This is a genomic window from Coprococcus sp. BIOML-A2 (assembly GCF_009875795.1).
Taxonomy (GTDB): Bacteria; Bacillota; Clostridia; order Lachnospirales; family Lachnospiraceae; genus Coprococcus; species Coprococcus aceti.
In genome coordinates, this window is the sequence record NZ_WWSI01000002.1 from 148,960 (window position 1) to 162,990 (window position 14,031).

The 14,031-nt window shown below is 45.4% G+C and carries 20 protein-coding genes; 19 read left to right on the forward strand and 1 reads right to left on the reverse strand.

What is annotated here, in order from left to right; genetic code table 11:
* Positions 1-4 precede the first annotated feature (4 nt).
* From GT575_RS04700 to GT575_RS04750, 11 genes are all read left to right on the forward strand, one after another.
* Complete coding sequence (locus tag GT575_RS04700; RefSeq protein WP_161171585.1) at positions 5-802, forward strand: PD-(D/E)XK nuclease-like domain-containing protein; 798 nt, start codon at positions 5-7, stop codon at positions 800-802.
* A 13-nt stretch (positions 803-815) separates the two neighbouring features.
* The gene (locus GT575_RS04705; protein ID WP_161171586.1) at positions 816-1,598 is read left to right on the forward strand and encodes a hypothetical protein; all 783 of its coding nucleotides are present in this window, start codon (positions 816-818) and stop codon (positions 1,596-1,598) included.
* A 1-nt stretch (position 1,599) separates the two neighbouring features.
* Positions 1,600-2,409 (forward strand): ATP-binding protein, encoded by an 810-nt coding sequence (locus tag GT575_RS04710; protein WP_161171587.1) that lies wholly within the window; start codon positions 1,600-1,602, stop codon positions 2,407-2,409.
* Between the two features lie 2 nt (positions 2,410-2,411).
* On the forward strand, positions 2,412-2,588 hold the full coding sequence (locus GT575_RS04715) for a hypothetical protein (RefSeq protein WP_161171588.1): 177 nt from the start codon (positions 2,412-2,414) through the stop codon (positions 2,586-2,588).
* On the forward strand, positions 2,581-3,012 hold the full coding sequence (locus tag GT575_RS04720) for a RusA family crossover junction endodeoxyribonuclease (protein WP_117552161.1): 432 nt from the start codon (positions 2,581-2,583) through the stop codon (positions 3,010-3,012). The genes GT575_RS04715 and GT575_RS04720 overlap by 8 nt, the downstream gene beginning before the upstream one ends.
* A 5-nt stretch (positions 3,013-3,017) precedes the next feature.
* Positions 3,018-4,013, forward strand: a complete 996-nt coding sequence (locus GT575_RS04725; RefSeq protein WP_161171589.1) for a DUF1351 domain-containing protein — start codon at positions 3,018-3,020, stop codon at positions 4,011-4,013.
* A gap of 1 nt (position 4,014) precedes the next feature.
* Complete coding sequence (locus GT575_RS04730) at positions 4,015-4,602, forward strand: hypothetical protein (RefSeq protein WP_161171590.1); 588 nt, start codon at positions 4,015-4,017, stop codon at positions 4,600-4,602.
* 72 nt (positions 4,603-4,674) lie between these two features.
* Positions 4,675-4,839 carry a hypothetical protein gene (locus tag GT575_RS04735; protein WP_161171591.1) on the forward strand — a complete coding sequence of 55 codons (165 nt, stop codon included), beginning with the start codon at positions 4,675-4,677 and terminating at the stop codon, positions 4,837-4,839.
* Entirely contained in the window at positions 4,839-5,174 is a 336-nt protein-coding gene (locus tag GT575_RS04740) for a hypothetical protein (protein ID WP_117552158.1), read from the forward strand. The genes GT575_RS04735 and GT575_RS04740 overlap by 1 nt, the downstream gene beginning before the upstream one ends.
* A 2-nt stretch (positions 5,175-5,176) precedes the next feature.
* Positions 5,177-5,374, forward strand: coding sequence for a hypothetical protein (locus GT575_RS04745; protein WP_243147840.1), 198 nt, complete (start codon positions 5,177-5,179; stop codon positions 5,372-5,374).
* An 88-nt stretch (positions 5,375-5,462) separates the two neighbouring features.
* Positions 5,463-6,020, forward strand: coding sequence for a MerR family transcriptional regulator (locus GT575_RS04750; protein ID WP_161171593.1), 558 nt, complete (start codon positions 5,463-5,465; stop codon positions 6,018-6,020).
* A 311-nt stretch (positions 6,021-6,331) separates the two neighbouring features.
* On the opposite strand, the gene GT575_RS04755 is transcribed toward GT575_RS04750, so the two are convergent.
* The gene (locus GT575_RS04755; protein WP_161171594.1) at positions 6,332-6,982 is read right to left on the reverse strand and encodes a hypothetical protein; all 651 of its coding nucleotides are present in this window, start codon (positions 6,980-6,982) and stop codon (positions 6,332-6,334) included.
* 77 nt (positions 6,983-7,059) lie between these two features.
* On the opposite strand from GT575_RS04755, the gene GT575_RS04760 reads away from it, so the two are divergent.
* From GT575_RS04760 to terL, 8 genes are all read left to right on the forward strand, one after another.
* Positions 7,060-7,677 (forward strand): hypothetical protein, encoded by a 618-nt coding sequence (locus GT575_RS04760; protein WP_161171595.1) that lies wholly within the window; start codon positions 7,060-7,062, stop codon positions 7,675-7,677.
* The gene (locus tag GT575_RS04765) at positions 7,674-8,300 is read left to right on the forward strand and encodes an acetyltransferase (protein WP_161171596.1); all 627 of its coding nucleotides are present in this window, start codon (positions 7,674-7,676) and stop codon (positions 8,298-8,300) included. The genes GT575_RS04760 and GT575_RS04765 overlap by 4 nt, the downstream gene beginning before the upstream one ends.
* On the forward strand, positions 8,297-8,962 hold the full coding sequence (locus tag GT575_RS04770) for a PIG-L deacetylase family protein (protein ID WP_161171597.1): 666 nt from the start codon (positions 8,297-8,299) through the stop codon (positions 8,960-8,962). The genes GT575_RS04765 and GT575_RS04770 overlap by 4 nt, the downstream gene beginning before the upstream one ends.
* On the forward strand, positions 8,959-9,639 hold the full coding sequence (locus GT575_RS04775; protein WP_161171598.1) for a WbqC family protein: 681 nt from the start codon (positions 8,959-8,961) through the stop codon (positions 9,637-9,639). The genes GT575_RS04770 and GT575_RS04775 overlap by 4 nt, the downstream gene beginning before the upstream one ends.
* Positions 9,636-10,349 carry a hypothetical protein gene (locus GT575_RS04780; RefSeq protein ID WP_161171599.1) on the forward strand — a complete coding sequence of 238 codons (714 nt, stop codon included), beginning with the start codon at positions 9,636-9,638 and terminating at the stop codon, positions 10,347-10,349. The genes GT575_RS04775 and GT575_RS04780 overlap by 4 nt, the downstream gene beginning before the upstream one ends.
* Before the next feature lie 105 nt (positions 10,350-10,454).
* The gene (locus GT575_RS04785) at positions 10,455-11,678 is read left to right on the forward strand and encodes a hypothetical protein (protein ID WP_161171600.1); all 1,224 of its coding nucleotides are present in this window, start codon (positions 10,455-10,457) and stop codon (positions 11,676-11,678) included.
* A 72-nt stretch (positions 11,679-11,750) separates the two neighbouring features.
* A complete protein-coding gene (locus GT575_RS04790; RefSeq protein WP_161171601.1) occupies positions 11,751-11,981 on the forward strand; it encodes a hypothetical protein in 231 nt (76 codons plus the stop codon).
* Positions 11,982-12,088: 107 nt separating this feature from the next.
* Complete coding sequence (gene terL / locus GT575_RS04795; RefSeq protein ID WP_330577017.1) at positions 12,089-13,918, forward strand: phage terminase large subunit; 1,830 nt, start codon at positions 12,089-12,091, stop codon at positions 13,916-13,918.
* The last annotated feature ends 113 nt before the right edge of the window (positions 13,919-14,031 follow it).

A 14,031-nucleotide genomic window follows, 5' to 3' on the forward strand; every position in this document is an offset into this window, starting at 1 on the left:
CATTATGGAGTTGACAGCAGAGAATTATTACGGAAAGGAAGCCAATAAGGCGTATATGTCCGTAAGCCAGTTCAAAGACTTCAACGGCACCTATGGGAAGATGGCGTGTGAGTTTGAAGCAATGGAAAAGTTAGAGGAGAGGTGGAACCCGGAGCCATCGACAGCGTTGTTAGTCGGAAGCTATGTGGACTCGTATATCGAGGGAACACTGGATGACTTCAAGAAAAGAAATCCGGAAATTTTCACTCAGAAAGGTGAATTGAAAGCACCGTATAAGAAAGCAGAGGAAATCATCGCCCGCATTGAGAGGGATGCGTACTTTATGAAGTATCTCTCGGGAGAGAAGCAGCGAATTATGACAGGCAATCTGTTTGGGTGCGACTGGAAAATCAAGATGGACTCATACATTCCGGGAGTTGCCATTGTAGATTTGAAAGTGATGGCATCCATTACTGATTTGAAATGGGTCAAGGATATCGGATACCTCGATTTTGTAAGGTATTGGGGATACGACATCCAAGGAGCAATCTATCAGAAGATTGTTGAACTCAACACCGGAAAGAAATTGCCGTTCTTTATCGCTGCGGTAACAAAGGAGAATGAACCGGACATCCGTATCATTCAGATTACTCAGAACTATCTCGATGAGGCTCTGAGCGTAGTATCTGCAAATATCAACAGAGTGTTGATGGTTAAGAATGGAGACAGGGAGCCGGACAAATGCGAATTGTGCGACTGTTGCAGGCACAACAGGGTTCTGAAAGCACCGATTTCCATTATCGACCTTACATCCGGAATTTAGGAGGTATCTATCAATGGCGTGGATAAGCGTTCACGAACAGGTGGTAGGTGGAAAACTGAGAACTCTCGCCAAAGAGTTGAATTGCAGTCAGAATGAGGCTCTTGGAATGTTGGTTACGCTGTGGCTGTGGGGCATTAACAATGCGGACAGCGAGGGCAGGATAATCGGAGCGACAAGAGCAGACATTGCAAAGGTTCTTTATGTTGGACTGAATGAGGAAATCGACCCGCTCAAGGCAGTTGATGCACTCATTACGACAGGTTGGATAGACCTTGACACAGACTTGTATCTCCATGATTGGGGAGAATGGCAGGAACAGTGGTATAAGGCTATGACAGCAAGAGAAAAGGATAAGGAGCGAAAACGCAAGGAGAGAGCCGCTAAGAAATTAGCATCTCGGCAGAAAGCACCGCCTGTAAGAAAGGAGGAGCCTGCTATCAGCACATCGGAACCTACAATTCCTCAACAGCCGGAAGTTAAAAGCAAGGCTGAGGGATATACGAAAGATTTCGAGGAGTGGTGGAGCGTGTATCCTCGTAAAATTGGAAAAGGCGATGCCTACAAGAAATACAAGACAAGGATAAAAGATGGTTGGTCTCCTGCTGAATTGTTGGAAGCAGCACAGAATTATAGGACCAAAGTTCTGAATGAGAGAACGGAGCAGAAATTCATTAAGCATCCAAAGACCTTTTTATCAGACACCACACCGTTTGCTGATTTTATCAAAACAGGCACGCCGACCGTAACAGCAACTGGAAACAATGACGACAATCCGTATGCAGACTGGGAGGGATAACATGGAAAGACAAGAAAATATGGGAAAAGATGGTCTCCTGCATTGTTCTGTATGCGGAGAGCCGACACAGAAGATTTTACCGTTCCCACTCATGGACGGTTCGGAAGGAACTCGTGATATGAAAGTACACATCATGTGTTCCTGCGAGAAGAAAGAGCGGGATGCCTACGACAGGGAACAGAAGCGACAGGAAGAAATGAGAGTCGTAGAGGGATTGAGAAAACTCAGTCTCATGGATGACAAGCTGTCGCAGGCGAGATTAGAGTCGTTCACAGAGACAGACGATAATACAAGGCTCCTCAAAATAGTTCGGAATTACATCGTGAATTTTGAAAAGATGTATGAGAATAATCAAGGATTGTTGCTGTGGGGTCCGGTGGGAACCGGAAAGAGTTATGCTGCGGCAGTGATTGCAAATGAACTGCTCGACCGCAGGACATCGGTTGTAATGACATCGTTCATCAAGATACTCAAGGAGGTTGGAACATTCGATGATGACAACGGCAAGATTGAGAAAATGAACCAGTCCAAGCTACTTATCATAGATGACCTCGGGGCAGAAAGAGGAACGGATTACTCCCTTGAAAGGGTGTATGACATCATAGACAGCCGATACCGAAGCAACAAGCCAATCATACTGACAACGAACCTCACGATGGAGCAGATGAAGAACTGCGAGGACATTCGATACAACAGAATTTACGACAGGATATTCGAGATGTGCTATCCGGTCAAGGTAAGCGGTCTCTCTTGGAGAAAAAGGGAGGCGGCATCTCGATATGCAGCAACCAAACAGATATTGGAGGGATGAAGATGCTGAAAATGATTGCAGAAATCAGTATTGCCAAACTCGAGGATAGAAAAACAGTAACAGCAATTCTCCACGAGAACGGCTATACAGTTGGTCCGGGCAAGAGAAAGAAAACCGAAACCGGAAAGACTATCGACTACTTCCTCAAGGTGTACAGAGAGGATGGAAGCGATGAATGAGATAAGATTTACCATTCCCGGCAAGCCATTCGGCAAGCAGCGACCGAGAGTGGTAAACCGAGGGAAGTTTAGCACAGCATATACGCCGAAAGAAACGGTTGAATACGAAAATCTCGTGAAACTGTATTATTCTCAAACGGCACATGGCTATATGTTTCCCGACGATGCAATGCTCGATGTAAGGATATTTGCATTTTATGAGGTCCCGAAATCGGCAAGCAAGAAGAAAAAGGCTGCAATGTTGGCACAGGATATTCGCCCGACCAAGAAACCGGACTTCGATAATATTGGGAAGATAATTTGCGACAGTCTGAACTTGGTGGCATATCACGATGACTCAGCGGTGGTAGATGCTCAAGTGAGAAAGTTTTACTCAGAGCAGCCGAGAGTTGAGGTCGTCATAAAACAAATACAGAAAGGATGACATTTATGGAAGAATTATCACTGGTAATCAGTCAACCGGATGAGGGAAAATTCCTTCAAAAAATCGGTTGGAACAAAGAACAGATTATGAACGCTGTTGCGGAAATCACGAAGCAGTACACTGGATTGACCTACACAGAGGAGCAGATGCAGGATGCCAAGAAAGACAGGGCAACCCTCAATGCTATGAGAAAGGATATTTCCGACAGGAGAATACAAGTCAAGAAAGCGTTGATGGCTCCGTACGAAGCGTTTGAGGCTGAGGTCAAGGAAGTTGTGGCTATGATAGATGAGCCGATAGTGATGATTGACGAGCAGTTGTTGGCGTACGAGGAAAAGGTCAAGGAAGATAAGAAGCAGGAGTTAATTTCGTATTTCAAGGAGAATATCGGAGAGTTGGAAGATGTTCTGACCTTCGATATGATTTTCAATCCGAAGTGGCTTAATAAGACGGCATCTCTCAAGTCCTGCAAGGAGGAGATTTCTAAGGAAATCAGCAGAACAGATACAGACCTCAGAGCAATCGAGACTATGATTGAAGAGAAGTACAGGGCGTATGCTAAGGACTACTACTTCCGTAAGGATAGAAATATGACATCGGTTCTCAGCGAAGTTGGCAGAATGAAAGAAATTGACCGCAAGGCAGAGGAGGAAAAAACGGCTCGAGAAGAGGCTGAGGAACGCAGGATAGAGCAGGAAGCAGCCAAAGCGGCAGAGGCTATCAATCCTCCAACCGAACCGGAAAATGTGCAGGAACAGGAAGAAAGCGTACCAAAAGCAGCAGAAAGCGTATCAATTCCTGCGGAAAATGTACCAAGACAGCCGGAAAGCGTACCGGAACAGTCAAAGGATGCACAGGTTGTAGACCCATTTGCAGACAAGGATACTGACACCAAGATTTATAAGGCATCGTTCACAATTAGAGGAACAAAGGCTCAGATACTGTCTGTAAAGGAGTTTATGATAAAGAACAATATTCAATTTGGAAAGGTGGAAAAATAGTATGGGAAGTTTCATCGAGGAAACGACACTGCATTTCGAGGATGACACATTCAAGAAGTTAAGAACGGATGCAGACCAAGTGTTACAGAAACTGCTCGCCAACATGGCGGAAAAGGGCAGTCTCGAGGGCAAAATGACAATCACGATTGATGTGTCATTCACAGAGGAAACGGTTCAGAACAGAGACCCGAACATCGAGGGAGATATGAGAGTTGTACATACTCCAAAGTTTCAGCATAAGGTCGGCTCAGTTCTGCAAATCAAGAATGAGCAGAAAGGCGATATGAACTGCGATGGCATGGAGATGATTTGGGATAATGAGAAAGGCGAGTATGTACTCAGACCTATTACCGGAAGAGACCAAATGAGTATCTTTGACATGGAGGTTCAGAACGCACAGGAGCCTGCGACCGATGCGGAAGTTGTTGAGGGAGAGGTTCTCGAGGGAAGAAAGATACCTGCACTCCCTATGAATGAGCCGGAAGATGATGCGTCCGATGGAAGTCCGGAGGACGGTCCGCAGGACGAGGAAGATATGTCAGACGAATTTGGGGATGACTACGGATACGATGACCCGGAGGAGTATTGATGTTAAGGGTAACTGTAAAATTGATTAAGGCATGGATGAACTATCAGCGAGCGAAGATAAGGAGACAACACGATGAGAAAGTTAGCAAGAGAAGTAGCAAGAAATCAGAGTTATAAGAGAAGCGGAACAACAGATATGTTCCATTACTTCTTTGACAAGATTTGGAGAGAGAAAGGACATCCTGCATCACGCAGGATGAACCCTACTAAGAAAAAGCGTTTCGGAGGGAGAAGGTAATGGAAGAGAATAAGATTTATCAGAATGACAATCCGAAGAATGGTCCGCTTGATGGTGTTCAGTTAAGGACTGACTGCGTAAGAACCAAGTTCACGCAGAAGAGACAGAAAACTGGCTATCCATTCAAGCAGTCACAGACAAAAGCAAATGTGTCTGCGAGCGTAGAGACTGGTACGTTCTCCATTAGAGATGTGCAGACAAATATCATGCTTGCAATCAGACTCGAAGATGCTATGGCGGTATGTGCAGCAGCAGCGGATGCGAGCAGAAAGGCGGAAGGATGTACGGAAACGAAGGAAGATGCAGGAGTTGCGGAGCCAAAATCCGATTTGTAAAGATGAAGTCGGGAAAGTCCATGCCTGTGAATGAGAAGATTGTCAATTACAAGACTGACCCTCATGGCAAGGAAAGAATTGTGACACCGGGCGGCGATGTAGTCGCCTGCGTCACTGGCATCAATGCAGATGAAGCAACTGGATTTGGATATGTTTCTCACTTTGCTACTTGCCCGAATGCGAGAAACCATAGAAGATGACAAAGAAAAAGAGCCGCCTCACTTAGCGACTCAATACTGGTAAGAAAAATTATATGCTATAAGGCATAGAAAGTCAAGGAGGCGGCTGATGAAAGAGGCAAGATATTCATTAACACAGGAACAACTCAACGACTTAGCAGCCATTGCAGCCGATAGAGCGGTTGAGGCATATCGTTCCGAAGAACAGAAAACTCAGAAGCGAAAAGATAATGAGAATGTTCGCATCACAAAGAAGAAACTCCAATCCTACCGCAGGGTGAAAGCATCACTGGCAGAGACCGAAGAGTTCACAGAGGATGAGAAGATTGAACTGAGATGGGCGTTTGTGAGAGATTTGATGGGAAGCGGACTTGATGTTGTTGAGAAAGCAGACAACAGGATAAGGTCTGTTGAGAACAAAAGAAAAAAAGACTCATTCGAGATACAGTCTATCGACAAGGCTATGGCACTGTATAAGAAAGAGGCTGACAATTCCTCAAGCGAGGAGGCGAAGAGAAGATACAGAGAACTGCACGCAATGTATATTGATGACGAGGCACACGATGTGAAAGAAATTGCTGAGATGGAAAACATCAGTGAGAAAATCGTTTACAGAGACATAGGAATAGCCTGCAAGATATTGGCGGTATATTTGCTCGGAATGTAGGAAATAAACGCTCCCTGCGGCTATACGAAACGCACAATACATACTGAATTGGAATGTGAGAAAAATGTAAGGTTGAAATTGGAATATTCCAATGATAGTATGGTAGTAGCCAACAGACCCCATAATGTCATCCAAATGCAGAGCCATGTAGTTCTTCTTCCCAAAGACGACATGAGTATCCCGGCGAGAAATCGTTCGGGATATTTCTGTATTTGGCGTTAGCGAGCAAGACTGTCTCAATTCCCGGAGGCAGTCTATTTTTTATGCAAAAGCCGCCATCTCAAGAGAGAAAAGCGGCTCAAGTCTACACCTCAAAACTGAACGGATGTTCGGGGGGGGGTAGAACCTATTTGATTATTTGCAGGAATGGAGTTGCACGACTCCACGATTGCATTGCACAGCATATTGAATGAAAGCGTAGGACATAGTTCCTTGACACGCTTTATGGAAATGGTTTTCTGCTTGCACAGACTCTCGTTTTCTTCAATCCGGTATGTAGGCAGAACGAAAAACTCCCACCAAGACAGGTCGAGAATGTTTCTTCGATTGTCTGTTGCGGTGTAGAGACAGAAAACATAGAGGTCGTTGTTCCGCTGCTGAGGCGAGTCTTTTTTGTAATCGCCATCGACAGGAACTCTTGCCGGAGCGATGCTGAAAGATGCCCTCTCCGAATATTTGCAGGTCTCAGAGTTGAGATATGCAGATGATTTGACCTCAATACGAGATACTTTTCCGGTGGATGGTATCACAGGTCCTTCAAGGTCGTAAGGCTCAAAACCTGTACCGATGTCGGGGCGTGTAATGATACCGCCGCTGTCAAGCGAGCATCTCACAATGAAATCGGCAAATGTTCCTCTTGTCATCCCGAACTGGATATTCGAGAGAGACCATTGCCAAAAGTTGAGCATTGTGTATGGCAGATACACGCCGTCACTGATTAACTTTTCGTCTCCGTTATACATGATGACACCTCCTCTCAAGAACGGATGTCATCATTGTATCACGAAATTCAGCATTTTTACAGAAAGGATATGACATTATGGCAGAGAAAAGAATTGAAACCGTTGAAATGAGAGCGGGCGATGTTAAGACAGGTTTTGGAAATCCGAGAAAGATTACCAAAAAGAAGAAAGACGAACTCCGAAATAGTATTGAGACTTTCGGAGACTTCGGTTCATTTATCATAGATGAGAATGATAATATCATCGGCGGGAATATGAGACTGAGCGTCATCAAAGAGATGGACCCGGACACGATTATCCTGTGTAAGCGTCTTATTGGATATTCGGAGACAGAACTCCGAGCAATTAACATTAAGGACAATACCCATTCCGGAGATTGGGATATGGACTTACTGGCAGACTGGACAGCAGACCTTACCGTTGACCTTGGACTTGAAAAAGCAACCAAGAAAGAGATGGAAGAGCGAAGCATACCGGAGATGGAACTCATCCATTATGAGAAATACGATTATGTGATGATTGTCTGCAAGAATGAACTGGACTATAACGACCTCATCAGAAAACTCGGCATCGAGGGAGCAAAGGTTGCAATCTCGAAGAGAAAGATAAATGCGAGGGCGATATGGTATGATAAGATTAAAGACCAAATCTGCTCCGGAGAAGATTTACAGGCTAAGGACGGTGCCAAAGAATGAAGAGAGTAATATTCGTTGGTGCCGGGGAATATGCGGAGTCGGTATATGACTCTATGGCAAAGGAAGAATACGACCTCATCGGTTTCGTGGATGAATATAAAAAGGGATACCACATGGGAAAACCTATTTTAGCAGCCGCAATCGAGGAGGTTTTCAATTTTAGAGACTATGCCTATTTCATTTCAATAGGAGATACGGAACCAAGGAAGAGGCAGTTCGAGGCTGTCAAGAGATTAGGACTTGAGACTATCAACATCATCGACAAGACAGCACTTATTTCCGACTCAGTAAAGATAGGCACGGGCAATTTCATTGGGAAGATGGCGGTTATCAATATTGGAACCGTCATAGGAGACAACAACATGGTAAACTCCAAATCTCTGATTGAGCATCACTGCACAATTATGAACCACACACGGATAGCGACAGCAACCGTGATGAATGGAGATGTGGTCGTGGAGGATGGTGCGTACCTCGGCAGTATGGCTTGCTGCATCGGGCAACAGAGGCTTGGAGAGTTTTCGATTATTGGAGCAGGAGCCGTGGTTCTTGGAGACATAGAGCCACACTGCACAGCAGTAGGTGTTCCGGCAAAGGTAATCAAAAGGAGGGCAGACAGATGACAGCATTGGTTATAGCACCGCATCCGGATGATGAAATCCTTGGATGTGGTGGTGTTATAGCAAAGAGGGCAGAGGCAGGAGATGATGTATGGGTTTGCATCATGTCTGAGGGAAAACGCCCGATGTACTCCAAAGAGTTCATCAAGGAGGAATTTAGAGAAATGCAGATTGCTCACAGCAATGTGGGCGTGGGTCATTTTATCAGAGTTGCACTTCCGACAGCAAGGCTCGATACAATTCCTCAGTACAAATTGAACGGCATCTTAACAGATATTGTGGATACGGTTCAGCCGGATGAAGTGTTCATTCCTCATCGAGGAGATATGCACCGAGACCATCAGATTGTTGCAGATGCAGCAATGGTAGCCTTGAGACCGAACAGAAGCCACAAGGTAAAGAGAGTCCTTGCATACGAAGTTCTGTCTGAGACGGATTGGAACATCCCGAATACTCAGAACGCCTTTATCCCGAATGTCTATGAGGACATCACGAAGCAGATTAACTTCAAACTCATGGCGATGGAGGGATACAAGTCACAGTTACGAGAGTATCCTGCGGCAAGGTCACTCGAGGGAATTAAAGCATTGGCAGTCCACAGGGGAGTTACTGTGGGAGTCAAGTATGCGGAAGCGTTTATGCTGATAAGGGAGGTGGCTGTATGATACTTACATCACATCAGCCGAACTTCTTGCCATATATGGGAGTGATTTACAAGGCATACAAGAGTGATGCGATTGTGCTGTCAGATGATGTATGTTACTCCAAAAAAGGGATGCACAACTGGAATGTCATCAGAACAAAGAATGGTAGTCAAAAGATTACCATTCCTGTAAATGCTCATCACGACACGAAGTTGTGCGATGTTATGATTTCGGAGCCTCGAAATACGCTTCCGAAGATTGTAAGGACCCTTGAAGAAACCTACGCCAAGACGAAGCATTTCGAGGAGGGGCAGGAAATACTCGACATTATCAGAGACATGGCGGTGGATGGAACCGGACTCACGGAACTGAACATTGTCATTATCAAACACATTCTCGACCACATGGGTATTGTGAGAGATGTTGCGGTGGCAACAAGAGACCTGCGGCTTACAGGCCATAAGGATGACAGGATACTCATTATGTGTGAGAGAATGGGAGCCGACACTTATTATAGCGGCACAGGGGCGAAAGCGTACCATGACGAGGAGAGATACCGGGAAAAAGGCATCAATCTCGTCTATTCTGATTATGAACCTGTTGTTTATCATCAGAAATATGAACCATTCCTGCCGAATATGAGTGTCATTGATTACATTTTCAATGAGGGATACAGGATACCGGAGGTGTGGCGATGAGTAAAAGAAAGTTTGGTATCTACATACCGAGTTACAAGAGAGCAGCCACGATTTCCACGCATAAGTTGTTGGAATACTACAAGGTGGTTGTCAGAAAATCCGAAGAAACCGAGTACCTCAAGGTTATCCCGAAAGAAAATCTGATTGCAGTACCGGACGAGGAGATAAACAATATCGTCAAGGTAGTCAACTGGATTGTAGATAACTCGGAGGAAGATGCAATCGCCATGATAGATGACGATATGAACGACCTCATATACAGGCTCGACTTCAATGAGAAGATTACAGACCCGGAGGTCATCACATCGGAACTCGAGAGGATTGCTCAGTTAATGGTGGACCTCGATATAGGATACGGAGCGGTGGACGCATCCATTGCACCGTGGAACTATGCACAGGAGTTCACATTCGCAGGTACATCCGGAGGATTGAGATGGTTCAATAAGAAAGTGTACAAGGCAAGGTTCGATGAAAAGATTGGATATTGCTGCGATACAGATGCGGTGTTACAGGAACTACTCAAGAACAGAATTATCCTCAAGCCAAAGTACCTGTGTTCCCACGGAGCAACGGATGTAAATTCCGGAGGAAATTCTCAAAAGACCCGAAACGACCAAATAGCCAGTTTTGAGTTAATGAAGCACAAGTGGGGCAAGTATTTCGACTATCAGTTAAAGACCAATAAGATATATGTAAGGGTTAGGAGGTAGCATCCGTAAATAAACGGAACTACCTCTTATTTTTACTGATATTTCCTTGACTTTACAGGAGGTTGTGCTACGATACGCCAAAGTTAAAGGAAAAGGAGGTCTATTATGGCTTACAATTTAGAAACAAGAAGCGGTCACAATATGTTCACTATGGCATCTCTCTTACAGAAAGCAATCCGCAGGGGAGATAAGGAGAGGGCAGGATATGCAGCGATGGAGTTGTTTGGTTCCTACCACTCAATGCTGTGGAACAGAATAATGACTGTATCATGTGAGGACTGTTGGGGCATCTTGGCAAAAGAGATTGTTGCTCTGAGATATACTGATGATGTCAGAAATCGTAACCGTAAAGGATATGAGAAAGACACTCAGTATGTATCGGAAGCGATTACACTCTTATGTGATGCTAAGAAGAGCAGGGATGCTTGCTATTACGCCTGCAACTTCGTCCTCCAAACCTATGTCACGGACCCGGGCAGACTGCCAAAGGAGTTTGTAGGGCAGACAAAGAAAGAAATCGAGAGCGTAGCAGATGATGCTCTTGAGATTAAGAACATCAGCGGAGAGGTAGGGGAATGGGAAGTTCCCGAGTCCTCATTCGAGGGAGAACAGATGTCTATATTCGATATGACTTCTACTCCGCACGATGAAGGACTTGCTATCAATCCGGACGATGACAAGAAAACCAAGTGCGAGATGTGGGCGGCATACCTCAGAAAGGGAATACGCACACTTGATATGGAACTGGCAGGATACGCCATCCATAATTTGAGGCAGACAGATTTGTCCTACGCATGGAAAACATTGTATGTAATCTCCCGAAACGAATGTAAAGGCATTCCTACAAGGGAGATTGTTTCATTGAAACAGTCCGATGGGTATGTGAATAAAAACAAAGGACTGGATAAGCGAGATGAAATTTACATCTGCAAAGGTATCATGGTACTCATGTATCAGATATGCGGCAAATTCGGCAGCACCATTGGAAATGACATTATGGATGCAGAGTTCCTTGTAAGATGGGATGACCACGAGTACATCGACATCAGAACCTGTGAACTTCCCGATGACATCGTACCGGAATGGGTTTACGATGTTCACACCATTAAAGGGAAGAGAGCAGGAAAGACCGATTGGGGAATGAACTTAGTGGAGCAGGAGGCTTTATCTCCATTACAGGTATCATTCTTCGATGAGGGAAGTTGGCAACCTCGATACGAATATAAGCACCTGCATAATTTGTGTACCGAGGGAGAGTATCAAGAGATGCTCGAATACAGTAAAACCCGAAGAGGAAACCCTGTTGATAAAATTCAAGATAAATACTGATTTATCTATTGACTTGGCAGGAGGCTATGTTATCGTACGACCGTCAAATAAAACAAATACGAGGTGGTTGTTATGGTAAAGAAATCAGATATAGTCAGAGATGCAGTTCGAGAGGGAGACTTCAAGAAAGCACTCAGAATTGCCAAAGGGTTCAGAATAAACATCACAGTGGAAGAGAGAGACAAGATGAGCAGAGCGTATGAGTGTATTGTTCATCCGGAGTTTTACAGACAGATAGGAACAGACATCCCCAAGGCGATAGCCGAAGGTAAGGAGGTAGTAAGTCGCCTGTATGGGGCGTGAGCCGCCCAAACTGAATAGCCAAAGAAAGTACCAAGGAGTCGAATAGGAGCGAAGCGAGTTCCTATATCGGCTCCATTTTGGTATGCAGGAAAGGTGGTGAGCGAGTTGTGGCTAAGAAAAAGGCAGAAAAATCTACTGAAAAGGTGGCATCTGAACATCCCGGCACTGAGAATTTAGTTCCGGTGCGAACCAAAGAGGAAGCAAGGGAGCGTGGTAGAAAAGGCGGTCTGAAATCTGCGGAGGTTCGCAGGCAGAAAAAGACGATGCGAGAGATGGCGAAAGGCATCATGGAAACGACAGTTTCGGAGCAGATGGGTAATGTCAGAGAAACGCTCGCTCGCATGGGTTTGGAAGAAAATGACATGACATACCAAGCCGCAGTTGTTGTCAGACTCATACAGAAAGCGATGGTCGAGGGAGATACCTCGGCTATTCGTGTGTTAGGGGAATTGACAGGAGAACTCAATAGGTTTGGCTATGTTGAAGTGGATGACCCTGATGTCATTGAAATGCAGTACCCGACCATACTCATACCGGAGAATGGCAGGGATGCACCGAAAGAGAATGTACTCGGACCGCAGGCAGGTCCTCAGACGATGTTCATGGCATCCTCAGCAGACATCGTTATCTACGGTGGAGCGGCGGGTGGTGGTAAGACATACGCATTGTTACTCGAGGCTCTAAGGCACAAGGATGTCAAGAACTTTGGTGCTGTTATCTTCCGAAAGAATTTCACACAGATTACCGCCGAGGGTGGTCTGTGGGATGCAAGTGCGAAGATATTCTCCCAAGTGCCGGATGCACAGCAGAGAAAGACACCGAAGTTGCATTGGAAGTTCAATGCAGGAGCGAAGTTGACCTTTGCTCATTTGGATAGAGAGGAAGATTTACAGGCGTGGCAGGGTACAGAAATTGCGTACCTTGCATTTGATGAGTTGACGCATTTCACAAAGCATCAGTTCCTGTATATGCTATCCCGAAACCGAAGCACCTGCGGCATCAAGCCGTATGTGCGAGCCACCTGTAACCCCGACTCAGATAGTTGGGTGGCAGATTTCATATCATGGTGGATAGACCAAGATACCGGATACCCTATTCGAGAACGAAGCGGAGTCATCCGGTATATGTGCGTCCTCAATGATGTCATCTATTGGGGAGACTCGCCGCAGGACTTGGCGGAGAAACACGGAATCAAGCCGGAGGAATGTAAGTCAGTCACATTCATTGCGAGCCGACTGGAAGATAACAAAATCCTCATGCAGTCCGACCCATCGTACCTGTCAAACTTGAAAGCCATGACAGAGGTTGATATGGAACGACTGCTCTATGGTAACTGGAAGATTAAGGCACAGGCAGGAAGATATTTCAAGAGGACACAAATTCCTATTGACGGCTATCTCGAAAGGATACCGGACGATGTGGTTTATTGGTGCCGTGCTTGGGATTTAGCTGCCACAGATGAAGATGAGAATGGCGATGCCGACTACACCGCAGGAGTTCTCATTGGACGCAGGAAGAACGGCAGGTTCATTGTTGCAGATGTCATCAACCGTCAGATTAAGGCGGGGGATGTGGAAAGTCTCATTATGATGACTTCCATGTCCGACCGAAAGAAATACGGATACAACTACAAGGTCAGAATACCTCAAGACCCGGGAGCGGCAGGAAAGATTGTTGCGAAGCAGTATCTCAACAGTCTGTCCGGCTTCGATGTTAAGGCACAGCCTGTATCCGGAAGCAAGGAACTGAGAGCCACACCATTCGCTGCACAATGGCAGAATGGTTTTGTCGATGTTCTGATAGCACCTTGGAATGAAGAGTATTTCAGTCAGATGGAGTCATTTCCGGAGTCGAAGCACGATGATATGGTCGATGCTTCCTCAGATGCTTTCAATGAATTGACCGACAGCACATTTGATATTGATGCACTCCTGTAAGGAGAGGCACTCATATAAAGGCAGAAACGAAGCCTGCTTGCAGGGATAACAAATTCTCCATCGGAAGATGCAAAAAGGCAGCACAGGGCGGCAACAAAGCCAAACAGGATATT

What these genes read in the sequence shown, in the direction of transcription:
- GT575_RS04700 (WP_161171585.1), top strand. Translation starts at nt 5, where the DNA reads ATGGAGTTGACAGCAGAGAATTATTACGGAAAGGAAGCCAATAAGGCG.
- GT575_RS04705 (WP_161171586.1), top strand. Translation starts at nt 816, where the DNA reads ATGGCGTGGATAAGCGTTCACGAACAGGTGGTAGGTGGAAAACTGAGA.
- GT575_RS04710 (WP_161171587.1), top strand. Translation starts at nt 1,600, where the DNA reads ATGGAAAGACAAGAAAATATGGGAAAAGATGGTCTCCTGCATTGTTCT.
- GT575_RS04715 (WP_161171588.1), top strand. Translation starts at nt 2,412, where the DNA reads ATGCTGAAAATGATTGCAGAAATCAGTATTGCCAAACTCGAGGATAGA.
- GT575_RS04720 (WP_117552161.1), top strand. Translation starts at nt 2,581, where the DNA reads ATGAATGAGATAAGATTTACCATTCCCGGCAAGCCATTCGGCAAGCAG.
- GT575_RS04725 (WP_161171589.1), top strand. Translation starts at nt 3,018, where the DNA reads ATGGAAGAATTATCACTGGTAATCAGTCAACCGGATGAGGGAAAATTC.
- GT575_RS04730 (WP_161171590.1), top strand. Translation starts at nt 4,015, where the DNA reads ATGGGAAGTTTCATCGAGGAAACGACACTGCATTTCGAGGATGACACA.
- GT575_RS04735 (WP_161171591.1), top strand. Translation starts at nt 4,675, where the DNA reads ATGAGAAAGTTAGCAAGAGAAGTAGCAAGAAATCAGAGTTATAAGAGA.
- GT575_RS04740 (WP_117552158.1), top strand. Translation starts at nt 4,839, where the DNA reads ATGGAAGAGAATAAGATTTATCAGAATGACAATCCGAAGAATGGTCCG.
- GT575_RS04745 (WP_243147840.1), top strand. Translation starts at nt 5,177, where the DNA reads ATGAAGTCGGGAAAGTCCATGCCTGTGAATGAGAAGATTGTCAATTAC.
- GT575_RS04750 (WP_161171593.1), top strand. Translation starts at nt 5,463, where the DNA reads ATGAAAGAGGCAAGATATTCATTAACACAGGAACAACTCAACGACTTA.
- GT575_RS04755 (WP_161171594.1), bottom strand. Translation starts at nt 6,982, where the DNA reads ATGTATAACGGAGACGAAAAGTTAATCAGTGACGGCGTGTATCTGCCA.
- GT575_RS04760 (WP_161171595.1), top strand. Translation starts at nt 7,060, where the DNA reads ATGGCAGAGAAAAGAATTGAAACCGTTGAAATGAGAGCGGGCGATGTT.
- GT575_RS04765 (WP_161171596.1), top strand. Translation starts at nt 7,674, where the DNA reads ATGAAGAGAGTAATATTCGTTGGTGCCGGGGAATATGCGGAGTCGGTA.
- GT575_RS04770 (WP_161171597.1), top strand. Translation starts at nt 8,297, where the DNA reads ATGACAGCATTGGTTATAGCACCGCATCCGGATGATGAAATCCTTGGA.
- GT575_RS04775 (WP_161171598.1), top strand. Translation starts at nt 8,959, where the DNA reads ATGATACTTACATCACATCAGCCGAACTTCTTGCCATATATGGGAGTG.
- GT575_RS04780 (WP_161171599.1), top strand. Translation starts at nt 9,636, where the DNA reads ATGAGTAAAAGAAAGTTTGGTATCTACATACCGAGTTACAAGAGAGCA.
- GT575_RS04785 (WP_161171600.1), top strand. Translation starts at nt 10,455, where the DNA reads ATGGCTTACAATTTAGAAACAAGAAGCGGTCACAATATGTTCACTATG.
- GT575_RS04790 (WP_161171601.1), top strand. Translation starts at nt 11,751, where the DNA reads ATGGTAAAGAAATCAGATATAGTCAGAGATGCAGTTCGAGAGGGAGAC.